A 21,971-nucleotide genomic window follows, 5' to 3' on the forward strand; every position below is an offset into this window, starting at 1 on the left:
CGTATAGACATCGGCCGGATCCGCGAAGTGCTGGATATACTTGATTTGTCCGATAAAGAAAACAATTATCCGGATACCCTGAGCCGCGGACAGATGCAGCGCGTAGCCATTGCCCGGGCAGTAATTAACCGGCCGGCCATTTTAGTCGCCGATGAGCCGACAGCTTCTTTGGACGACCGGAATACGGCCAGTGTGGTTGAGCTGCTGCTTCGACAGGCAGATGATCAGGGTGCCACCCTGGTTATTGCAACGCACGATAAGCGGGTAAAAACCCGGATTCCCCATGCCTACCAGGTAGGCGCAGGACTTCGTCCAACACTTAAATAGCCAACGGACTACAATCTCGCCAAATGAATATACTGCATATAGCATGGAAAAATATACGGCAAAATCCCGCTGCTTCCATTTTAGGGATCTTGCTAACCGCGTTTGGAACAGGGATATTATGTGTATTGCTCGTGGCATCCAAGCAGATTGAACAGCAACTAACCAACAATAGCCAGGGAATAGATCTGGTAGTTGGCGCCAAAGGAAGTCCAATCCAGCTTATGCTGAGCAGTATTTATCACATCGACAATCCGACGGGAAATATCAGCTACCGTGAAGCCCGGGCCCTAGCCGCAAACAGACTGGTGAAACTGGCTGTTCCCTTATCTTTGGGTGATAATTATCAGGGTCACCGGATTGTCGGGACCGACAGCTCCTTTTTGCAATTGTACAGCCTGGAACTGGAAAAGGGTCGCCTTTGGCAATCCGATTTCGAAGTCGTCGTTGGCACAACGGTCGCGCGCGATTATCGACTCCAATTGGGAGACCAACTGTATGGTGCACACGGTTTGAGCAAAGAAGGAAACACGCATAGCCATCCCTATACCATTGTCGGCATCCTGCAGTCTGCAAAGAATGTCGCCGACCGATTGGTATTGACAAACCTTGCCAGTGTGTGGCATACGCATGAAGACGCACATGGTTCCGGCGGCGAAAATCCGGAAAACGAACCGGAAAACGCACCTATCGCGGGTCAGGGGCTTCCGGACAACCAGCCTCCCCAACTGGTAAAAAACATGTTGGAAGGCTTTGGCAGCGGAGGCCGCGAAATCACCAGTCTGCTCATTCAATACAGCAACCCGTCGGCTATTGCGATACTTCCCCGTCTTGTTAACCAAAGTACTTCTATGCAAGCCGCATCGCCTGCCCTCGAGAGCGCGAGGCTATTCTCCCTGCTGGGTATCGGTATCGACTCGATTGAGGTACTCGCATATGTGATTATGGTAATGGCCGCCCTCAGTGTATTTATCAGCCTGTACAGTGCCCTCAAGCGACGTAAATACGATTTGGCTATTATGCGGACATTAGGCGCATCGCAGGGAAAATTATTTGGCATTGTCATCGCAGAGGGGATTTTACTTACCTTTACAGGAGCACTGGTCGGCCTGATTATCGGCCATCTCGCTTTTTTCCTGATCAGCATCCGAACGGGCGACGCAGCGACGTTATTACAGGCATCCACGTTATACCTCCAGGAAATCTGGTTATTGGCAACAGGCGTATTAATCGGCTTGCTGGCCGCCGCATTACCGGCCATCAAAGCATATAACACATCAATATCAAAGACATTATCAGGAACACAATAACATGAAAAAGTTAATTATTATACTGACTGTTGTATTGGGTATACAAACAGCAAAGGGGCAACAGCCATTCCAAGGCGTGCCTGACCATACGCCTATGATGAATGAATCGTGGGAGGCAATCAATAAGCTGCGGTATAAGGTTACCCAAAACAATAATGAAACCATATACACGCCATTTTTCCCAGATGAATTAAAGGCGATAGATAACAAACTCATCACACTGCCAGGTTACCTCATCCCATTGAACGGAGGCCGGGATCATGAAACGTTTATGTTATCAGTGCTGCCAATCATGCAATGCATGTTCTGTGGCCAGAATGACGTTCCGCCAATGGTGGAAATATTTATGAAAAAGGGAGATCGGGTACGGTTTACAGAGGCCCCAATTAAAGTGAAGGGAAGAGTAAAACTCAATGTTGACACATCGAGGGGAAATTCAGAAATACAGATCCTGGACGCTGAACTGATCGACTAAGATCAGCGGTTCACCAGCGCCGATTCCAGGCATGCTGCGAGGGCGGCGGTTTCCGTACGTAACCGCGCATTGCCAAGGGTGATGGGCAGAAATCCAGCAGCTGTTGCCGAAGTGATTTCAGCGGCGTCAAAATCCCCCTCGGGACCAATCAGCACCAGCGCAGCTTCTTGTGGCCGGAGCAATTCGCCCATGTACTTTTTATCGCCATCTGCACAGTGTGCAATAAAGCGTTTACCCGGAAAGGGCATAGCCATGAAGGCATCAAATGTCTTTGGCTCATTCAATGTCGGCAACGCAGCTTTCAACGACTGTTTCATGGCCGCTACCATCACCTTTTTTAAACGATCCGTCTTTACCTCTTTCCGTTCGGAATGCGCACAGATTAGCGGTGTGATTTCATCAACCCCTACTTCGGTGGCTTTTTCAAGGAACCATTCCATACGGTCTATATGCTTGGTAGGTGCTACGGCCATATGCAGGTAATAGGATCGTTTTCCATAGTCCGGGTGCATATCCAGGATTGTCAGCACCGCCCGTTTTGGATGGGCATCCACGATCTCAGCGGTATATAATCCTCCCCGGCCGTCCACCAGGTGAAGCCGCTGTCCCTCCACCATGCGCAGTACCCGCACGGCGTGTTTACTTTCTTCTTCGTTCAGTTTGAACGTTCGGTCGCCGGGTTGTATTTCGGGAGTATAAAACAGTTGCACGTCGAAACCTATTATTCAATGTCCTGGTCGTCGGATGTGTCGATGAGTTCCAGCTTAACGAATTCGATATTCTGTTGGGTCTTTTTCATAATAATAAAATTATACCCATGGAATTCCATATGTTCCCCCACGTCCGGAATCCTGTCGAACAGGTCGCTTACCAGACCGGATACCGTATCATAGTCACTGCTTTCCGGCAGTTCAAGTGGAAGCAGTTCATTGACATCATGTACATTGGCACTGGCATCTACCATGTATTCCGTTTCCGATATTTTCTCCACAACGGGAATCTCTTCGTCATATTCATCCTGGATTTCCCCAACAAGCTCTTCCACGATATCTTCGAGGGTCACCATCCCGGCCGTACCGCCAAATTCATCAAGCACAATGGCCAGCTGTATACGTTTCTGCTGGAACTCCGCCATTAGGTCATTGATCTTCTTCGTTTCCGGAATAAAATAAGGTTTCCGGATAATGTTTTTCAATACCAGTTCCTTTCCATTGGAAATAATGGGCAGCAGGTCTTTGGTATGTACAACACCAATAATCTGGTCGATACTGTCATCATATATCGGTATACGGGAATAACCTTCCGCAGTGATCTTCTCCAGAAATTGGTCTACCGGACAGTCCATTTCGACAGCAGAAATTTTGTTCCGGGGCACCATAATGTTCTTAACGATCCGTTCATTAAAATCGAATACGTTCTTTATCAGTTCATGTTCGGAGGTATCCAATGCGCCGCTTTCCTTCCCCTGGTCAAGCAGGTGTTGGAGTTCTTCTGCCGAGTGGTAAACCTCACTGATATCGGCCCGGAAACCGACCAGACGCAGCAGAAAATGGACGACGCCATTAAGCAGCCAAGTAATCGGCCCGAGAATCAGATACAGCGCGCGCAACGGTAATGCGGCACTCATTGCTGTGCCTATTGGTCGCCGCATGGCAATTGCCTTAGGTATCCATTCACAGAAAATAACATGGATGAGAACAACCGCCAGAAAAGCCAGTCCATAACCCAGGTTTTCGGACCAGCCAAATGCATCAATAAAAAGGCTTCCGATGAGCATTACCCCCATCCAGCCGAGTGCCAATGATGAAACCGTAATACCAATCTGGACAGCCAATAAATAGCCCCGCACATTACCAATAATGTGCTTGACTATTTGAGCAATTTTACTGCCCGTTTTGACTTTGATTTCGATCTGCGATGCTCGTACTTTTACAATCGCATATTCCGCCGCCACAAAAAAACCATTGACAACGATCAAAACCAATGTCCAGAAAATTTCCCAGCCCATTAGGTGAATGTGAGGTTAGCAAATTCTTTTTGGTACAAATCAATACTTTCCTGTATCACTTTGTACGCATATGAACGGCCGAACAGCTGCTCTATTGTAACGTTTTTATGTTCCAATGCTTTGTAATCCTGGAAAAAGCGCACAATCTCTTTCATCGTATGCGGTGGCAGCTCCGAAAGGTCATTAATGTAGTTTACCGACATATCGTGTTTGGCAACAGCGATAATTTTATCATCCTGCTCTCCGTTATCGATCATGTGCATCACGCCAATCACTTTCGCTTCAATGACACTCATCGGATAAACATCAACCGAACAAAGTACCAGAATGTCCAGCGGATCTTTATCGTCGCAATACGTCCTTGGAATAAAGCCGTAATTCGCCGGATACATGACAGAAGAAAACAACACGCGGTCCAATTTGATCAGGCCGCTTTCTTTATCGATTTCGTACTTTGCCTTGGATCCCTTCGGAATTTCAATAATTGCGTTTACCGATGCCGGGATTTCATCACCGGGGGATACTTCATGCCAGGGGTGTGCTATGCTCATTATGGAAAGAAATTAGGTATTTTATATTAAATTATTCATTTTCAATTGTCTTTTTCGTCCGATGAGCGGCTTTCCTTCTGATCAGTGCGATCAGGATGGGTGTAAAGGTCAACATAATGAATCCGACAATAATATATTCGATGTAATTAATGATTTGTGGAAACTCGCGGCCAAGGAAATAACCTGAAAGTGTCAGGATCGTTACCCATATCACGCAGCCTCCCAGGTTATACAGTACAAATTTCCGGAAGTTCAGCTGTACAATTCCTGCAAATATTGGCGCAAAAGTCCGTATAATGGGAACGAAACGGCCAATAATCAATGCAGCTCCCCCGTATTTATGATAAAACTCTTCCGCCATTACAACATATTTCCGCTTAAACAGCCAGGAATCCTTTCGTTTAAACAACATAGGGCCCGTTCGCCAACCGAACCAGTATCCGGTGAAATTCCCCAACACCCCGGCCAGAAACAGTCCAACACAAAGCGTCGTGATATCCACGTCAAGCATTCCGGAGGCACAGAACAGACCCGCTAAAAACAGCAAATAATCTCCAGGGAGAAAAAAACCAAAAAAGAGTCCGGTTTCCGCATATACAACAAACAACACCAGATAGAAACCGCCTGACTTTATTAACGCTTCGGCATCCAGCAATTGTAAGAATGATCCCCAGAACTCTTGCATAAATATGGTTACAAAATTACGAATATAAAATTGAAATGATGCGGATATTTTAATCAGGAGCTACCTCGGTATACTGACAGGGAGATCAGGTAACTGAGATCCGGAGAATAACAATAAACGTATCTGCGGTTATCCGTTCTGTGTAATTGACAAGACCGCGTTTTTTACGGCTTCGGCACTTTCCGCAAGTTCATCAGGACCGAGTTGCAATTTCGGCTTATTAAAATTCATGTCGCCCACTTCATCAATGGGAATCAGGTGAATGTGCGCGTGCGCCACTTCCAGACCAACCACCGCAACTCCCACCTTTTCACAAGGATAGACTTTCTTTATACCCTGTGCCACAATTTTGGCGAATATCCACAAGCCGGTATATTCACTGTCGTCCATGTCAAACACGTAGTCTGTTTCTTTTTTGGGAATGACCAGCACATGCCCTTTAGTCAGTGGATTAATGTCCAAAAAGGCCAGATAATCGTTACTTTCAGCAACTTTATATGCTGGGATTTCCCCATTGACAATTTTAGAAAAGACGGTGGGCATGTTTTTACTGTTTGATCAGTTACAAATATAATAAAAACGGCCACTTTGATAAGCGGCCGTTTGAATAAATAACGAATAAGGCTTGACCAGGTTACTATGTGCGGTTATGGCAACCCGCACATAACCGTTACTGACCCTACCTTGAGATATCCAGGATTTCCAGCTCTACTTCGCCGGCCGGTACCTGGATCTGAGCTTTATCACCTACTGATTTACCAAGCAGCCCCTGAGCAATAGGTGACTTAACCGATATTTTACCGGCCTTAAGGTCAGCCTCTGTTTCAGAAACCAACTGATAGGTCATTACTGCCCCGTTTTTTATGTTTTTTAGTTTCACAATGGACAGCGCCAGCACTTTAGTTGTATCCAATGTGGACTCATCAATCAGGCGGGCGCTGGCCAGGGTACTTTCCAGTTTGGCAATTTTAGCCTCATGCAGCCCCTGAGCCTCCTTTGCGGCATCATATTCTGCATTTTCGGACAAATCCCCCTTATCCCGCGCCTCGGCAATGGCCTTGGCAATCTTGGCTCTCCCCTCTGTTTTAAGATACTGCAACTCTTCCTTGAGTTTTTCCAATCCCTCTTTGCTGTAATACGTTACTTCTGCCATAATTTGTTATGAATTAAAAAAATAAAGTCAAAAAAAGAAGCAAGACCACGTCACCGTTTGGGACGTGGCCTTGCTCGTTTACACGAAGATAGAGAATCTTTTTGAATAAAACAAAAAAAGCCAACGAAATACGTCAACCCATCGTTATCGTATTCAATCGGGATTATTCACAAACTTATATCCCATGCCCCGTACCGTCTGCAGGTAAGCGGGTTTGTCCGGGTTAAGCTCAATCTTCTTGCGTAAACGAACAATATGCATATCTAATGTGCGGGTGTTTACATTGGAGCTGTATCCCCAAACCACCTGCATCAGCTCATCCCTGCTGATCACCCGGCCCACATGCTGCAAAAAATACAGCAGGATCCGGTTTTCAAGGATTGTTAATTCAATTTTTTTGCCATCCCGAACCAGGGAATGAATATTGGGATGGTGCTCAGTATCGCCGAAGGCGTATAAATCCACCCCCTGGCTGTTAATAAAATACTTGATTTTATTTTCGATCATCGCCACCAGTACGTCCATACTGAATGGTTTGGTAATGTAATCAGACACGCCAAAACTATATGCATCAATCTTGTCAATGTCCTGCGACTTTGCGGTCATCATAATGACCAGGTTAGCGAAGCCGCTTTTCCGGAGATTATCACAGATATCGGAGCCCTGCTTTCCCGGCAGCATCCAGTCCAGCAGCACGATATCCGGCTTATGTTCCAGTATCAACGCCTCGGCCTCGTCGCCATTGCCGGTCTGCAAAATTGAATAACCTTCCGATTCCAACCGATGTGAAACGAGAAACCGTAAGTTTTCATCGTCTTCAACAATCGCTATTTTGATGTTATTATGCATAGTTATTTGCTATTTTAGTGTTGGGTATCTGTTGTTTTAATTTTAGTCTGTCGGAAATATAATTTTAAACGTCGTTCCCTTGCCCAACTCACTTTCAACCGAGATGGCTCCACCTAAAAAATTGACCAGCTCCTTACAGAATGCTAATCCCAGCCCCACACTGCCCTGTTGATTGTATTGATTCTGTACCCGATAGAATTTCTTAAAAATATGTGCGAGTTCATTTTTCGCTATCCCGATTCCCTGGTCCCTAAATTGTATTTCAATATTCTTCTTTGAATCACTCACGATAATACGCAACGTTTTATTGTTTGGTTTGGAGTATTTATATGCATTATCGATAAGGTTCTGGAATATGCTGTTCAGCAGCACCGGATCAGTATACAATACCCGTTCCGTTTTAACCGTGCACTGAATGGCAAGATCAGCATATTTTATACTGGATGCAACCAGTATTTTATCACAAAATTCGTGCAAATCAATATCTTCCCGTTTTATTTTAATCGATTTATTTTCAATCTGCGTAAAGGAAAGCAGCGTATTCATCAAATTATTGAGCTTGTCCGCTTCTTCATCCAGTATCTTTCCGTAATGCATCCGTTCCCCGTCAGATAGCTGTTTGGCGTGATGGATATTGTTGCCGGCAATTTTGATTACGCTAACCGGGGTTTTGAATTCATGGCTCAGGTTATTGATGAAATCATACTGCAACTTGAACATACGCTTGTTTACATAGAGATTGCGGTATATCAAGTAAGCAATAATAGCTAATAATAGGTATATCGCCAAAACACTTGCCATTACCGGCAAGAACCGACGGTTGACCTCGGTACCTAAAAATGAACGGCTGGAACTGAAATAGATCTTATAGTCGGCCAGTGCTCCCGGCAATGGCGTTTCCGTTGAAAGGAGGTCAGGATTGGTATCAATCGACTCATATACCAACGGCAGAATCTGTACACGCTGGTACAGTTCGGGAACCGTATTCTCCAACGATAGTTTATTGGGGTCAATAAAAAAAGTAAAAATATCCTGTTCGTAACTTGTTTCATGCGGATGTTTACCATACATCAACTCCTTATAAACCTTAAGGTCATTTCTTCTGGGGATATTCATGTAGGAAATTTTCCCCGGGTTTACGGAATAAAAAACCTTAAATATATCGTCGTTATAAACACTTTTTGCCGTATCAACCCGTTCAATAAATGCAGCAAATTTAACCGCCATATTATTAAAGTCGTCCGAGAGGGAAAGGGGGAACTGTCCGTGACGGTTGGGCTCTACCGTCGTTCCGGACGTGGTATCAGGGGCACGGAACACATACACACCCTTCGGATTAATCACCAGGTTATTGGCCGAAAAGCCACGGTTTACCAGGGGGTCATTGCTTAAGGACACATCGTAAAAAACAATCCGCTCAATAAACGGATAACTCTTCAGCACACTATCGACATACGTATAAACGCTGGATGAATCCAGGTAGCCCTGATAGAATGATATTTCGGGAATCCGATTATGAAAAAAGTCGTTGAATGGTGCTATATTATGTTCAAGCACCTCGGTCTTTCTGGATGTAAACTCATTTTCAACATACTTGACCGTCAGGTCACGGGCCAGGAAGACCGCCAGCACAAAAGAAGCGATGACAACCAGGATAAATGCAATAACTAACGCATAGTTTTTGCGATACGTATGGCGTTGCTGCTGCTTCATGCCGCCCTACTTTAGGTACTTGTCAAAAAATTGACCAAGCTTCCGGTAAAACATGATCCGGGTTTCCTCGTTATGGAAATACCGGCCCTCTTCCTCGCGCAGCATATAAGTAACAGGGATTTGCCGCTTTTTTAGTTTTTGCACAAACTGATTGGTTTCGTTTACGGTACTCCAGCTGTCCTTGCCGCCCTGAGCAATAAAAACAGGAATCCGGATGCTGTCAGAATAAAAAACCGGCGACATTTCCTTGATCAGATCAGGTTCCCGTTCCGGGTTACCAACGATCTCATAATACATCTGCAGGTAAGGTTTCAGGTGTGGCGGAAATTCCTTCAGGTAAGTAAACAGGTTCGTAAATCCGGCATACGATGCCGCACAGGCATATAAATCCGAATTAAAACACGCGCCATGGAGGGCCGAATATCCGCCAAAGCCAGTACCGTATATCCCAATACGCGCCGAGTCCACAATTCCCTCGCCGATCAGCCACCGCACGCCGTCGGTGATATCGTCCTGTACTTTGCCTCCCCATTCCTTAAAGCCGGCAGTCCAGAACGCCTTGCCATAGCCGCCTGATCCCCTGTAATTCAACTGGAAGACAGCATATCCGCGACTGGCAAAGAATTGAACTTCCGGATTAAACTCCCACTTAACGCGGTCGCCGGGACCATTATGCGGATACACGATCAGGGGTACTTTTTTGCCTTTGTGCCAGGTCGGCATGGTCAGGTAGCCCTGGATTTCCCGACCGTCGCGCGAAAGGAACTTAACCGGTTCCATGGCGGCCATCGTCCGCCCGTTCAGTGCCGGATTGTCATCCGCCAGCTTAACCAGGCTGTCTTTGACAATGTCATAGTAATAAACAGCGCCCGGGTCCTTGTCGGTATAGGAATGCACAATAAAACGGTTGTGCGCTGTATCCCGGTCGATTATGTCAATTTCATACCCTTTGAGCTGCTGCTCAATGGCCCGGTAAACGCGTTCTGACCGGGCCGTCAGGTAATGCCGGCGCTGCTTCCACGTCGAATAAAGCGCGTAAGACATCTCGCCCCGGTCACTGGAATACCCGCCGTAATCAATATCCACGTCGGGGTGACTGTAAATCTCTCGCACCTCCTCACCTGTTTCCATATCAATCTCCACCAGCGCAAGTTTGTCGCGGTTTACGTTGGAAAGCGCAAAAACATGGCTCTTGTGCTCACGCGAAAAGCCCAGCGGGCTAATTGATGTTTTAAAACTATTACTCAATACCGGTCTGAACTTTTCCCGTTCACTGTCGCGGTACAGCATAGTTTCCTGCACACTGTCACTGGCCAGCGCCAGTCGCAATTCTCCGTTCTGATCGGCATACCATTTAATGATATTGCCCGGGTTTTCAGCTACCAGTTCTTTCTTGCAGGCGTCCGTGTAAAGCCGGTAAACATCAAATACCGAGGAGTCGCGTTCATTAAGGGACACCAGGAGGCCATTATTCTGCACCTTGGCGGGTGAAATCCACCGTAATTTCACTTTTGACGGCTGCATAAGGAGCCGCACGGCCAACGACGTACGGTTTACGCCGAATACCCGAAGGCTATCATCAAAGTACTTGTCCTTGGTGAATATCAGCTCATCGTTATCCGCCCAGAAATAAGAATGAATTCCCATATCCGTTTCGGACGTAATGCGCGTCTCTTTATTGTTTTCGTCGAGGCTGATGACGTAAATATTCTGTTGGCCATTATACAAGCCCAAATAAGACACGTATTTTCCGTTCGGCGACAACTGGAACCCGACTTTCTCCGAAGAAGAAAAAAAATCTTCTACGGGGATCTGGCGGCTTTTCCTGTTATCGCACGCGCCCAGCAGGGCCGCAACAGCCAAAACGATTAATAATTGTACATAATTACGCAGCATTAACCATACTCCTTACTACTTATCCAAAGGTGTAAAATTTTATATTAAAAGCCCTTTATGCAACCTTAATTTTACAACTTCACCCGATTCCCTCACAGGGTACAGCCAGGCCCGGTTTATGGATCTTACGATCCGGTTAGATTGTGTATCTTCGCAGCATGTTTTTATACAATGTCACAGTCATAGCCGATACCGACATCCACGGGGCAATACGGGAAGCGATCGAACAACAGCTACGTTCCTACCCCAAAACAACTGTCCGGCTATTGGAACTGGTAGATTCTCCGCACGAAGGCGTTACCTATTGCATTCACCTGTACGCCGAAGATGAAGCGGCTATCGGGCAGTTCCAGCAAACCCATTTGCTCCGTTTGCAACAGCTGGCCAACAGCGAATACGCAGGCAAGGTATTGTTTTTCGACAGTAAAATGAAGTATTTAATCGATTTTTCCCAATGAATTTTTTATCAACCCCTATCAGCGGCCTCCTCGTCATCGAACACCAAGTATGGGAAGACAGCCGCGGCTTTTTTATCGAAACCTACAACGAAAAACCGTTCCGCCTGAACGGAGTCAATGAAACATTTGTCCAAGACAACCTTTCCAACTCCCGCCGGGGGGTGTTACGGGGCATGCACGCCCAAAGCGGACCGAATGCGCAGGGCAAGCTGGTAAGGGTGCTTCGCGGCAGCGTACTCGATGTTGCAGTCGATATCCGAAAAGATTCCGCCACCTACGGGCAGCACTTTTCCATCGAATTAACGGAACGCAACGCCCGGTCGTTATGGATCCCCAAAGGGTTCCTGCACGGATTCCTCGCCCTTGAAGAAAACACGTTGTTTGCCTATAAGGTAACCGGGTTTTACGATAAAGATGGTGAGATAGGCGTACGTTGGGACGACCCTGAACTCGGGATCACCTGGCCGATTCCGGAAGACCAGCTCATCGTTTCCGACAAGGATCGGCAGCTGCCTCTCCTGCACGAAATCAATAACCCGTTTTAACTCACCCGGTCGTCCTCATTCAGTCCCTGCTCCTGCAGCAGGTCTTCATATTTCGGGTCATACTTAATCTTGGGGGTCAGGTAATGGAGCAGGACGAGCCTCGAGTACCGGTAATTAAATGGCGAGAACAGCAAAATGGTACTCAGCAATACGCCGAGGTACAGCCACGGTGATTCGCTGCGTGTAAGCTGGTAGGCAATCATGGCCGCCGCTATCGTCTCAATCACAGAGAATGCATAGCTCACGTACATGGCTGCATAAAAATAGCCCGGCTCAATTTCGAAGCGAAACCCACAGTGCGGGCACACATCGTTCATCCGTTGTTTTCTAAGGCTGTAAGTTCTTCCGACAAACATTTTTCCTACCCGGCATTTCGGGCATTTGGAAGCGGCGACCGCCTTGATCCTCGAGGTATGGACGCGGTGCATAGCGTACGTTCCGGATTAATTCAGGACAATGGGTTTGTCGTCTACCTTCACCGTTTTCTTGGCCCGGTATTTCTTATACCAAAGCACGCCGACAGCCGCGGCAGCCAGGTACGGCATCGCCAGCAGGAACAGGATCCCGTTATTTAATCCTTTCCCATCCGTATTACCGTTCTGCGTGGCGTTCTCCGCGGTGAGTGTACACATCGCACATTGCGCCCGGGCCGTTGTATAGGATACTGCCGTGGATAACACCACAGCAACAGCCAATATTCCCAAAAAACGCTTAATTGATTTCATGTTACAAACTTAGCTAAACACGTTTGCAAAAACAAGGATTTTTTACTTGCTCCGCGGCACCTATTGTTCAAACAATTCAAAGCGCTCCCAGAACCCGTCCCGGGGTAGTCCGGCCTTTAATTCCATTGGTTCTTTTTTTATCGGGTGGACAAAAACCAGTTTTTTTGCATGCAGGCAGATTGTTCTCCGGAGACTTCCCCTGGGATAACCATATTTATGATCGCCCACAATCGGGCATCCCATTGCAGCCAGTTGTACGCGGATCTGATGGGTCCGCCCCGTAACCGGGTATACTTCAATTAGGTAATATCCGCCCAGTTCACCGATTAACCGGTAATCCAGCTCTGCCCGCACGCGATTTGGCGCTTCCTGCAGATGTGCCTTGGTGATGTTCTGCTTACGGTCGCGCGACAGCCAATGGACCAGTTTTCCCTCGGGCGATTCGGGAGGGGTGCGCACCACTGCCCAGTATGTCTTTTGGATCTGCCGGTCCTTAAAGAGCCTTTGCATCCGTTCCAGGCCCTTGCTGGTCTTCGCAAAAAGAATAAGGCCGCTTACAGGTCGGTCCAGCCGGTGGACCACCCCCACGAATGCACCATTTGGTTTTTGGTATTTGTGGGTCAGGTACCGATTGACCATGTCTTCCAATGGTTCATCGCCTCCCGGATCGGCCTGCACCAGGTATCCCGCACGCTTATTTACAGCCAGCAGGTGATTATCTTCGTAGATGATGTCTTTATCGGTAATAGGCATAATCCCCTCTTCGCAATTACGTGGCAAAGATAAAGATTTTGGCTACAACACCATCATATCCACGAATTCATTAACGGGTTTTGCCATCAGTCGCTCCATATCCAGCGAAGCTTCCAGAATCCTGGCCCGCTGTTTTTCGGAAAATACACGGGCCAGATTGGTTTTGTACTTTTCCATCAGCATCGGTATTCCCTCCGCTCGGCGCCGTTTATGGCCGATCGGATAAGCTACCTCGACTTCATCCAGTACCGTTCCGTCCGTCAGGGTAACGGTAAGCGCATTGGCAATCGACCGCTTTTCGGGATCGTGGTAGTCCAGTGTAAACTGGCTGTCCTCTGCCGTTTCCATCTTGGCCCTTAGCGCATCAATCCGCGGATCGGTCGCTACCCCATCTTCATAGTCCGCCGCCGTAAGCCTGCCGAAAATCAACGGCACGGCAATCATGTACTGAATGCAGTGGTCGCGATCGGCGGGGTTATGCAACGGCCCTCTTTTATCGATGATCCGGATCGCCGCCTCGTGTGTCCGGATGCGGATATGGGCAATGTCTGCCGCGGTTTTCCCCCGCGCACGAAGCTCGTCATACAGTATCATGGCCGCCTCTGCCGCCGTCTGCGCATGGAACTCTGCCGGAAAGGAAATCTTAAACAGTATATTTTCCATCACATACGAGCCGTAGCCGCGTTGGAAGGTAAATTCCCGTCCCCCGAACAGCACATCATAAAAACCCCACGTCTTGGCGGTCAATACCGAAGGGTAACCCATCTCTCCTGTCTGTGCAATCAATGCCAGCCGGACTGCCCGCGATGTTGCATCTCCGGCCGCCCACGACTTGCGGCTTCCCGTATTTGGCGCATGTCGGTATGTCCGCAGTGCCTGGCCGTCCACAAAAGCAAGCGAAATAGCGTTTTGCAGCTCTTCGCGCGACAGGCCAAGCAGTTTTCCGACAACGGCCGTGGAGGCAACCTTGACCAGCACCACGTGGTCCAGTCCCACCCGGTTAAATGAATTTTCCAGGGCAAGTATGCCCTGGATCTCATGTGCGCGCACCATCGCGTCCAGCACCTCACGCATGGTCATCGGCGGCTTGCCTGCCGCCACCAACGTGCGTGACAACCAATCGGCTACGGCCAGGATTCCCCCCAGGTTGTCAGACGGATGGCCCCACTCCGCCGCGAGCCAGGTGTCATTGAAATCAAGCCAGCGGATCAGCGTACCAATATTGAATGCCGCCTGTACCGGGTCAAGCTGAAAAGCCGTGCCCGGCACCTTCGCGCCGTTGGGCACTACCGTACCCGGTACAATCGGGCCCAGTAATTTTGTACATGCCGGGTAGGTCAGTGCCTCAAACCCGCAGCCCAGGGTATCCAGCAGGCAGTAATATGCAGTCTGCATGGCTAAGTCGCTGTTGACCTCATAGTCCAGCACGTAGTTGGCAATATCGTTTATCACACGGTCCGTTTCAGGACGTACATTAGTAGTAGAAGACATGATGTTAATTGATGATCGTCAGTAATTAAAGTAAACGGCTGCTGTTTGCCGGGTCGGATTGTCCGGTTTATTGCCGCAGGTCAATGGGTATGAATTCCCGGTTATCCGGCCCGGTATAATTGGCGCTCGGACGGATAATCTTACCATCCTGCCGCTGTTCCATGACATGCGCGCTCCAGCCTGTTACGCGTGAAATAACAAAGAGCGGTGTAAAAAAAGCCGTCGGAATACCCATCAGGTGATACGAAACCGCCGAAAACCAGTCCAGGTTCGGGAACATATTTTTTTCCTCCCACATCAGTTTTTCCAGTCGCTCCGCTACGTCGAACAGCGTCATGTCACCCGCCGCTTCCGAAAGCTGCTTGGCCACCTTTTTGATCACCTGATTCCGCGGATCGGCTACCGTGTAAACCGGATGGCCAAAGCCGATGATGATCTCCCGGCGTTCCAATCGTAACCTGACATCTGCTTCCGCCTCCTCCGCACTCGCATACCGGCTCTGGATTTCATAGGCTACTTCGTTGGCTCCACCATGTTTAGGGCCCCGCAGCGCGCCTATGCTTCCGGTGATGCACGAATAAATATCCGCGCCTGTACCGGCGATGACGCGGCCGGTAAATGTAGAGGCGTTAAACTCATGTTCGGCATATAAATTCAACGATACCTCCATGGCCCTGCTCCATGCCGCATCCGGCGCTCTACCGTGCAGCAGGTGCAGAAAATGGCCACCGATGGTTTCATCGTCCGTTTCCACATCAATACGTTTGCCGTTATGCGCATAATGATACCAATACAGCAGCGCGGAAGCGTACGAAGCCAGCAGCTTATCCGCGATATCGCGGGCTGCCACCGGATTATGATCGTCTTTTTCCGGGTAAATGGTACCCAGTATCGAGGTATACGTGCGCAGCACGTCCATCGGATGGGCAGCCGCACGGATTTGTTCCAGTACATTTTTAGCAATCTGGGGCAATCCGCGCAGTGAACGGAGTTTCTCCCGATACGCTTGGAACTGCGCTTTGTTCGGTAATTTCTCGTGGATCAGCAGGTACGCGACCTCTTCAAAGGATGCCGACTCCGCAAGATCAAGGATGTCATATCCCCGGTAATGCAGGTCATTACCACTTTTTCCAACGGTGCACAACGCAGTGTTGCCGGCAGGAACGCCCGAAAGCGCCACCGATTTTTTTGGTTTAAACCCGGTATCCTGATGCTTTTTATCCATAAATTTCCATTTTAAATATCACCGATCCCATCAGCCGTCATTCCCATACAGCTCGTCCAGTTTTTTTTCAAAGCGATGGTAGCCGATACTTTCGTAAAGTGCCGAGCGGGTTTGCATGCTATCCAGCACCTGTTGCTGTGTACCGTCTTTGCGGATATGGCTATATACAGTCGATGCGGCCTGATTAGCTGCGCGGAATGCCGATAACGGGTACAGTACCAACGCTACCCCCGCTGCGGCCAATTCCGTAACAGTCCATAAGGGTGTCATCCCGAATTCCGTAATGTTCGCCAGCACGGGAAGCCCTGTGGCATCCGCAAAAGCGCGGTATTGCGTGAGGTCACTTACTGCCTCCGCAAAAATAAAATCGGCTCCAGCCGCCGCATAAGCAACGGCGCGTTCCAGCGTACGATCCAGCCCCTCGTTAGCCAACGCATCAGTGCGGGCGCCAATGGCGAACTGCGCATCGGTACGGGCATCCACCGCGGCTTTCAGCCGGTCGGCCATTTCCTGTTTGCTCACCAGTTCCTTGTTTGGGCGGTGTCCGCAGCGTTTGGCCCCTACCTGGTCTTCGATATGCATCGCCGCCGCACCGGCCTTGATTAAGGCCCTAACCGTACGGGCAACATTGAAAGCCGAAGGGCCAAAGCCGGTATCGGCATCCACCAGCAGCGGGGTATCGCACACGTTCGTGATGCGTTCCACGTCAATAAGCACGTCCTGCAACGTCGTTATTCCCAGGTCCGGCACCCCCAGTGATCCTGCCGCTACCCCACCCCCGGACAGGTAAATCGCCCGGAATCCGGCCTGGGTTGCCAGCAACGCGTGGTTGGCATTGACAGCGCCCACGATCTGCAGCGGGTTTTCCCCGGCGATAGCCACCCGCCAGCGGGCGCCGGCCGACTGCTGATGATCCGTTATGTTATTATTCTTTTGGGTATGCATATTCGAGGTCATTAGGCACGGATGAACAGCGACGGAATTGCCGTGGAATAACCCGCTACCGCTTTGGTGAGACTTGGTGCAAATATCGTATGAAAAAATGTCCTGTGAGGGCGCGTAAAGATCAGCAGATCCAGCTGCTCGTCGGTCGCTGCCGCACTTACGGCATTTATATCCACCTTATCGACCTGGACCGCCTTAAAAGTGAAGTTTCCGTCCGGAAAAGCGGCACGCACTTTCCGTTCCCATTTGGATAACGACTTCTCCGTGGCATCCCGGTGCTCGCCATCCGTATAAAAATGCAATACTGACAATTTCGGATTCAGCGGGATACTCCGGCTGAACGTAAGCAGCGCATCCAGTTCACTGTCGTTATAATCGGTAAAAAACCCGGCATTTTTAAACGCAAAATCAGGGGTATCCGTCGGCACTACCAGCACCGGAATCGGCGATTTCTTGATGACTTCATAAGTGGTGCTGCCCAATATACTCTCCGCAACATTAGACACCCCCTTAGTTCCCATAACCACCAATGAAAACGGACCGTCTTTCAGCTTTTGGGTTACCACATCAATCATAAAACCCTTCACGTATTCGCCTTCAATCGTTACGTCCGGAAATTGTTTCTTCAGGGTTTTTACAATATTTTCCATTTCCTTCGCTGATTCACTCTCCGCCCATTTGATTTGCTTTACGCTGCTGCCCTCTTCCTTATATCCCGAATACAGGGCAATATACACATGCAGGAGCAATACCCGCTGTCCTGATGCGGCGGCCAGCGCACAGCCATATTCAGCGGCAACAAAGGCGTTTTTGGAAAAATCCGTAGGGATCAGTATTGTTTTCATAGGCGTTCTCAATAGTTCGTGTAAGATACGTATTTCAGGATGAATTACACAATCCGGCAGCCGGCAAATCCCGGATGCCGGAAAAAGATGCATCCGGTTAATCACGGCTCACGGCAAATAGCGGATTTTTTTTTAGGTTTGCATCATATCCGTAAATCAAGGAATCACATGTCCGTAAATAAAGAAATCAAGCGCATCACCACCCACAGCATCCGTGAAATGAAAGTGCGGGGTGAAAAAATTGCCGTACTCACGGGATACGACTACTCCATGGCAAGGATATTGGACCAGGCTGGCATCGATGTCATCCTTGTTGGCGACTCTGCTGCCAATGTCATGGCCGGATACGAAACCACGGTTCCCATCACACTGGATGAAATGCTTTATCATGCTTCCGCGGTGGTGCGGGCAGCAAAGCGATCGTTAGTTGTGGTAGATTTGCCCTTCGGCACCTACCAGGGCGACAGCAGCGATGCGTTGAAGGCGGCTGTCCGGGTGATGAAGGAAAGCGGCGCCCACGCGTTAAAAGTGGAGGGCGGTATTGAAATCAGTGACACCGTTAAACGGATTGTGGATGCCGGCATCCCGGTCATGGGGCACCTGGGACTTACCCCGCAGTCCATTTACAAATTCGGCACCTACACGGTACGCGCCAAAGAGGAAGCGGAGGCCGAGAAATTAAAATCGGACGCCCGACTGCTTGAAGACGCCGGCTGTTTCGGCGTGGTGCTCGAAAAAATACCTGCGAAGCTGGCTGCCGAGGTTACACGCGACCTGACAATTCCCACTATTGGAATCGGTGCCGGCGCTGCCTGCGATGGCCAGGTGCTGGTTGTGCATGATATGCTGGGCATCAACCAGGACTTTAAGCCGAAATTCCTTCGGCAATACCTCAATTTATTTGATGAAATCAGCGGCGCTGTGACGCGGTACATTGCCGATGTGAAGCATGCGGAATTTCCCAACGAAAAGGAGCAGTATTAACCGTTAACCGTTAATCGCCTGCCAGATCAGGTCTTTCAGCTGGGCAATATTTTTATTGGAAACCGCTGAAATGAAAATGCTGGGTATGCCTTTCGGGATTTCCTGTTTCAGGGCTTCCTGCAACTCATCATCCAGCAGGTCGGACTTCGTAATGGCCAAAATACGGGGTTTGTCTTTCAGCTCCGGATTAAATGCAATCAGTTCTTTCAGCAGCACCTCGTATTCTTCGGCAATGGTCCGGTTGGTATCCGCGGGAACCATAAAGAGCAGTACGGAGTTCCGTTCAATATGGCGGAGAAAACGGTGCCCCAGTCCCTTGCCCTGGGAAGCCCCTTCGATAATCCCGGGAATGTCGGCCATAACAAACGACTTATTGTCGCGGTACGACACAATCCCCAGGTTAGGCACCAGCGTGGTAAAAGGATAATCTGCAATTTCGGGCTTTGCAGCGGAAACCACCGAGAGCAGGGTCGACTTCCCCACATTGGGAAAACCTACCAGGCCTACGTCGGCCAACACTTTCAACTCCAGAATAATCCATTCTTCCCTACCGGGTTCACCGGGCTGGGCGAAACGGGGCGTCTGCTGTGTCGGGCTTTTAAAGTGCCAGTTTCCCAGTCCGCCGCGCCCACCGGCGGTCAACACCTTTGTTTCACCGTCGACGGTAATCTCAAACAGCATTTCGTTGGTTTCCGCATCACGCGCCACGGTACCCAGCGGCACCTCCAGCACCTCGTCCTTGCCGTTGGCACCGTGCCTGAGCGCACTGCCGCCGGGTTGGCCGCCTTCGGCAATGATATGCTTGCGGTATTTCAGGTGGAGCAGGGTCCAGAGCTGGCTGCTTCCCTTCAGGATGATGTGCCCCCCTCTCCCGCCGTCGCCACCATCGGGACCACCCTTTGCCGTAAACTTGTCGCGGTGCAAATGGGCAGAGCCGCCGCCGCCATGGCCCGAGCGGCAGCATACCTTTACGTAATCTACAAAATTCGAGCCCTGGGCCATTTGCTATTCAGTTTCAGGCGTTTTTTTACTGCTTCCAGGTATCCACTACGCTTTTTATCGCGTCGAAAATTACCTCGATATCGCCGATGCCATTAACCTTGGTCAGTTTACCCTGTTGCTCGTAATACGGAAGCACATGAACGGTTTTACCGAAATACTCTTCAATCCGTTTTTTCAATTTTTCCGCATCATCATCCGCCCGGTTACTGATGGCTTTGCGTTTCGCAATGCGGGTGGTCAGCTCTTCCTCAGTCACGTCAAGCGCAACAACACCGGTAATGCCGGTCTGCTTACTTTCCAGGAATTTATCCAGCGCCTCGGCCTGCGCCACCGTGCGGGGAAATCCATCAAAAATAAAGCCTTTTGCCTGCGGGTGCTTACCGATTTCTTCCTCCAGCATCGCGATGGTAACGGAATCAGGCACCAACTCTCCATCGGCAATTAACTTGCTGACCCGTTGGCCCAATTCGGTCTGATTGCCAATGTGCGCCCTGAAAAGGTCGCCCGTTGAAATATGAACCAGTTGATAGTGATCAATCAGCTTCTGTGACTGGGTACCTTTCCCTGCTCCCGGAGGGCCAAATAAAACAAGGTTTAGCATAGTAAATACAAGTGTAAAAAATAATAGCCTAATCGGATTCAGATTAGGCTATTGGGGTGAAACATGTGCGCTTGAAGGGAGTCGAACCCCTAACCTCCTGATCCGTAGTCAGGTGCTCTATCCAGTTAAGCTACAAGCGCATTCCCGAATCGGTTTGCAAAGATAGAAATCAGATTGGTATATCTGAAATATTTTTAGAAAAAATACCCAATTCCCCTGTATATGCCCACAAATACCGTTACTTTATTATCTTTAAAAGCTCAAAACTTATTGACTACTATATTGTTGCTTCCCATATGGCAAACCACGAAGAACTGATCAAAAGAAAACGAATCCGCATTGGCGACATCAGCATAAGCTACCTGATCCGGGAAGGTACCCACCCGGAAAACACCGTGCTTTTCATCCACGGTTTCCCCTTCAATAAAAACATGTGGCGCTCCCAGCTGTCGGCACTGCCACCGCACATCACGGGGATCGCGATAGACGTACGGGGCCACGGCAACAGCACCATTGGTCATGGTTTCTTCAGTATCGACGTGTTTGCCAAAGACCTGTTGGTTTTTATGCGGAAAATAAACATCGGAAAAGCCGTGTTATGCGGCGTTTCCATGGGCGGCTACATTGCCTTGCGGGCCTATGAAATCCAACCGGAATCCATTTCAGGCCTCATCCTGTCCGACACCAACTCACTTGCCGACAATAACGCGGCCAAACAGAAGCGGTTTGATACAATCCAGTCGGTGCTGAAGAACGGGAAACGCGCGTTCTCCATCGGTTTTGTCAACAATGTATTTTCACAGAAAAGCCTGGCCGAAAACCCTGAAGCAGTAGATCTGATCAAAAGCAGCATCCGCAGGAATGTGGAAAGCGCCATATGCGCCACGTTATTGGCGCTGGCCTCGCGTACCGATACCACAGAAAGCTTAAAAACAATACCGGTTCCGGTGCTGGTTATCCGCGGTGCGGAAGATACCCTGACGACGCGTGAACAGGCCGAAATACTCGTGCAGCACATTCCGGATGTCACGTTTGTTGAAATACCGGAGTGCGGCCACTTACCCAACCTGGAAGATGAGGCGCAGTTCAACCGGGCGATGAACGATTACCTGGCGCGGCTGGCGCTGCCGGGTAGCGGACTATAGAATTTCGCATAGCAATCCTTCATCGTTAAAAAAACGGACTACTGCCCCGACGATGTCATCCGTGGCTTCCATACGGAAGACCCGGTCACAGTCCCACAGGTCAAAAGAAAACCGCGCGCCGGGGAACCGTTGCTGCAGTTCGTTAATAATAAATTGCGCCTGCTGCCGCTCGGCTACATCCGTGCGGAATATGGTAATCATCGTCTTTCCGTCGGGAGAAGGTCTCATATATACACTATTCATGCGATGCAGTTTTGATAGTCAGGTGACCGGCCGGACCGAAGTCAG

Annotated in this window: 26 protein-coding genes and 1 tRNA gene; 7 read left to right on the forward strand and 20 right to left on the reverse strand. The window is 49.2% G+C overall.

Translation table 11 applies throughout. The features are described from left to right. From ABWO75_RS04815 to ABWO75_RS04825, 3 genes are all read left to right on the forward strand, one after another. Nucleotides 1-327: ATP-binding cassette domain-containing protein (locus ABWO75_RS04815; RefSeq protein WP_353183121.1), on the forward strand; the 327-nt coding region annotated here is incomplete at its 5' end. A 23-nt stretch (nucleotides 328-350) separates the two neighbouring features. Next, nucleotides 351-1,634, forward strand: coding sequence for an ABC transporter permease (locus ABWO75_RS04820; protein WP_353183123.1), 1,284 nt, complete (start codon nucleotides 351-353; stop codon nucleotides 1,632-1,634). Between the two features lies 1 nt (nucleotide 1,635). Beyond that, the gene (locus tag ABWO75_RS04825) at nucleotides 1,636-2,109 is read left to right on the forward strand and encodes a hypothetical protein (protein ID WP_353183125.1); all 474 of its coding nucleotides are present in this window, start codon (nucleotides 1,636-1,638) and stop codon (nucleotides 2,107-2,109) included. Between the two features lie 2 nt (nucleotides 2,110-2,111). Here ABWO75_RS04825 and ABWO75_RS04830 read toward each other — a convergent pair whose 3' ends face one another. From ABWO75_RS04830 to ABWO75_RS04870, 9 genes are all read right to left on the reverse strand, one after another. Further along, nucleotides 2,112-2,819, reverse strand: a complete 708-nt coding sequence (locus ABWO75_RS04830; protein WP_353183127.1) for a 16S rRNA (uracil(1498)-N(3))-methyltransferase — start codon at nucleotides 2,817-2,819, stop codon at nucleotides 2,112-2,114. 11 nt (nucleotides 2,820-2,830) lie between these two features. Next, the gene (locus ABWO75_RS04835) at nucleotides 2,831-4,117 is read right to left on the reverse strand and encodes a hemolysin family protein (RefSeq protein ID WP_353183129.1); all 1,287 of its coding nucleotides are present in this window, start codon (nucleotides 4,115-4,117) and stop codon (nucleotides 2,831-2,833) included. Further along, a complete protein-coding gene (locus ABWO75_RS04840; protein WP_353183131.1) occupies nucleotides 4,117-4,668 on the reverse strand; it encodes an inorganic diphosphatase in 552 nt (183 codons plus the stop codon). The genes ABWO75_RS04835 and ABWO75_RS04840 overlap by 1 nt, the downstream gene beginning before the upstream one ends. A gap of 31 nt (nucleotides 4,669-4,699) precedes the next feature. Beyond that, nucleotides 4,700-5,353 carry a DedA family protein gene (locus tag ABWO75_RS04845; RefSeq protein ID WP_257656937.1) on the reverse strand — a complete coding sequence of 218 codons (654 nt, stop codon included), beginning with the start codon at nucleotides 5,351-5,353 and terminating at the stop codon, nucleotides 4,700-4,702. Between the two features lie 129 nt (nucleotides 5,354-5,482). After that, nucleotides 5,483-5,896, reverse strand: a complete 414-nt coding sequence (locus tag ABWO75_RS04850; RefSeq protein WP_353183133.1) for an HIT family protein — start codon at nucleotides 5,894-5,896, stop codon at nucleotides 5,483-5,485. Between the two features lie 136 nt (nucleotides 5,897-6,032). Next, the gene (gene greA, locus ABWO75_RS04855; RefSeq protein WP_353183135.1) at nucleotides 6,033-6,506 is read right to left on the reverse strand and encodes a transcription elongation factor GreA; all 474 of its coding nucleotides are present in this window, start codon (nucleotides 6,504-6,506) and stop codon (nucleotides 6,033-6,035) included. A gap of 153 nt (nucleotides 6,507-6,659) precedes the next feature. Then, nucleotides 6,660-7,355 carry a winged helix-turn-helix domain-containing protein gene (locus tag ABWO75_RS04860; RefSeq protein ID WP_353183137.1) on the reverse strand — a complete coding sequence of 232 codons (696 nt, stop codon included), beginning with the start codon at nucleotides 7,353-7,355 and terminating at the stop codon, nucleotides 6,660-6,662. 42 nt (nucleotides 7,356-7,397) lie between these two features. Next, a complete protein-coding gene (locus ABWO75_RS04865; RefSeq protein ID WP_353183139.1) occupies nucleotides 7,398-9,068 on the reverse strand; it encodes a sensor histidine kinase in 1,671 nt (556 codons plus the stop codon). 6 nt (nucleotides 9,069-9,074) lie between these two features. Then, the gene (locus ABWO75_RS04870; RefSeq protein WP_353183141.1) at nucleotides 9,075-10,964 is read right to left on the reverse strand and encodes a S9 family peptidase; all 1,890 of its coding nucleotides are present in this window, start codon (nucleotides 10,962-10,964) and stop codon (nucleotides 9,075-9,077) included. A 158-nt stretch (nucleotides 10,965-11,122) separates the two neighbouring features. On the opposite strand from ABWO75_RS04870, the gene ABWO75_RS04875 reads away from it, so the two are divergent. Both ABWO75_RS04875 and rfbC read left to right on the forward strand, forming a co-directional pair. Continuing rightward, nucleotides 11,123-11,422, forward strand: a complete 300-nt coding sequence (locus ABWO75_RS04875) for a DUF4286 family protein (RefSeq protein ID WP_353183143.1) — start codon at nucleotides 11,123-11,125, stop codon at nucleotides 11,420-11,422. Next, a complete protein-coding gene (gene rfbC, locus ABWO75_RS04880) occupies nucleotides 11,419-11,967 on the forward strand; it encodes a dTDP-4-dehydrorhamnose 3,5-epimerase (RefSeq protein WP_353183145.1) in 549 nt (182 codons plus the stop codon). Before ABWO75_RS04875 ends, rfbC begins: the two co-directional genes overlap by 4 nt. On the opposite strand, the gene ABWO75_RS04885 is transcribed toward rfbC, so the two are convergent. From ABWO75_RS04885 to ABWO75_RS04915, 7 genes are all read right to left on the reverse strand, one after another. Beyond that, nucleotides 11,964-12,284 (reverse strand): DUF983 domain-containing protein, encoded by a 321-nt coding sequence (locus ABWO75_RS04885; protein WP_353183147.1) that lies wholly within the window; start codon nucleotides 12,282-12,284, stop codon nucleotides 11,964-11,966. The genes rfbC and ABWO75_RS04885 overlap by 4 nt on opposite strands. 126 nt (nucleotides 12,285-12,410) lie before the next feature. Beyond that, a complete protein-coding gene (locus ABWO75_RS04890) occupies nucleotides 12,411-12,692 on the reverse strand; it encodes a CAMCR motif-containing small membrane protein (RefSeq protein ID WP_257656946.1) in 282 nt (93 codons plus the stop codon). 60 nt (nucleotides 12,693-12,752) lie between these two features. Further along, on the reverse strand, nucleotides 12,753-13,445 hold the full coding sequence (locus ABWO75_RS04895; RefSeq protein ID WP_353183199.1) for an RluA family pseudouridine synthase: 693 nt from the start codon (nucleotides 13,443-13,445) through the stop codon (nucleotides 12,753-12,755). A gap of 42 nt (nucleotides 13,446-13,487) precedes the next feature. Continuing rightward, complete coding sequence (locus tag ABWO75_RS04900; protein WP_502922392.1) at nucleotides 13,488-14,936, reverse strand: bifunctional 2-methylcitrate dehydratase/aconitate hydratase; 1,449 nt, start codon at nucleotides 14,934-14,936, stop codon at nucleotides 13,488-13,490. A gap of 67 nt (nucleotides 14,937-15,003) precedes the next feature. Further along, nucleotides 15,004-16,161, reverse strand: a complete 1,158-nt coding sequence (prpC, locus tag ABWO75_RS04905) for a bifunctional 2-methylcitrate synthase/citrate synthase (RefSeq protein WP_353183149.1) — start codon at nucleotides 16,159-16,161, stop codon at nucleotides 15,004-15,006. Nucleotides 16,162-16,191: 30 nt separating this feature from the next. Then, nucleotides 16,192-17,118, reverse strand: coding sequence for a methylisocitrate lyase (gene prpB, locus ABWO75_RS04910; RefSeq protein ID WP_353183151.1), 927 nt, complete (start codon nucleotides 17,116-17,118; stop codon nucleotides 16,192-16,194). Then, nucleotides 17,118-17,951 carry a universal stress protein gene (locus ABWO75_RS04915; protein WP_353183153.1) on the reverse strand — a complete coding sequence of 278 codons (834 nt, stop codon included), beginning with the start codon at nucleotides 17,949-17,951 and terminating at the stop codon, nucleotides 17,118-17,120. The genes prpB and ABWO75_RS04915 overlap by 1 nt, the downstream gene beginning before the upstream one ends. Before the next feature lie 168 nt (nucleotides 17,952-18,119). Here ABWO75_RS04915 and panB point away from each other — a divergent pair, with 168 nt between their 5' ends. Beyond that, on the forward strand, nucleotides 18,120-18,935 hold the full coding sequence (panB, locus tag ABWO75_RS04920) for a 3-methyl-2-oxobutanoate hydroxymethyltransferase (RefSeq protein WP_353183155.1): 816 nt from the start codon (nucleotides 18,120-18,122) through the stop codon (nucleotides 18,933-18,935). Nucleotides 18,936-18,938: 3 nt separating this feature from the next. On the opposite strand, the gene obgE is transcribed toward panB, so the two are convergent. The 3 genes from obgE to ABWO75_RS04935 form a co-directional block, all read right to left on the reverse strand. After that, nucleotides 18,939-19,937 (reverse strand): GTPase ObgE, encoded by a 999-nt coding sequence (gene obgE / locus ABWO75_RS04925; RefSeq protein ID WP_353183157.1) that lies wholly within the window; start codon nucleotides 19,935-19,937, stop codon nucleotides 18,939-18,941. Between the two features lie 25 nt (nucleotides 19,938-19,962). Further along, nucleotides 19,963-20,538: an adenylate kinase gene (locus ABWO75_RS04930; protein WP_353183159.1), complete on the reverse strand. Its 576-nt coding sequence runs from the start codon at nucleotides 20,536-20,538 to the stop codon at nucleotides 19,963-19,965. A gap of 66 nt (nucleotides 20,539-20,604) precedes the next feature. After that, nucleotides 20,605-20,678: transfer RNA gene (locus ABWO75_RS04935), tRNA-Arg, on the reverse strand. 156 nt (nucleotides 20,679-20,834) lie between these two features. On the opposite strand from ABWO75_RS04935, the gene ABWO75_RS04940 reads away from it, so the two are divergent. Further along, a complete protein-coding gene (locus ABWO75_RS04940; protein ID WP_353183161.1) occupies nucleotides 20,835-21,683 on the forward strand; it encodes an alpha/beta fold hydrolase in 849 nt (282 codons plus the stop codon). On the opposite strand, the gene ABWO75_RS04945 is transcribed toward ABWO75_RS04940, so the two are convergent. Next, on the reverse strand, nucleotides 21,678-21,926 hold the full coding sequence (locus ABWO75_RS04945; RefSeq protein WP_353183163.1) for a hypothetical protein: 249 nt from the start codon (nucleotides 21,924-21,926) through the stop codon (nucleotides 21,678-21,680). The genes ABWO75_RS04940 and ABWO75_RS04945 overlap by 6 nt on opposite strands. Nucleotides 21,927-21,971 lie beyond the last annotated feature (45 nt).

Source organism: Parapedobacter lycopersici, assembly GCF_040395035.1.
Lineage (GTDB): Bacteria > Bacteroidota > Bacteroidia > Sphingobacteriales > Sphingobacteriaceae > Parapedobacter > Parapedobacter lycopersici_A.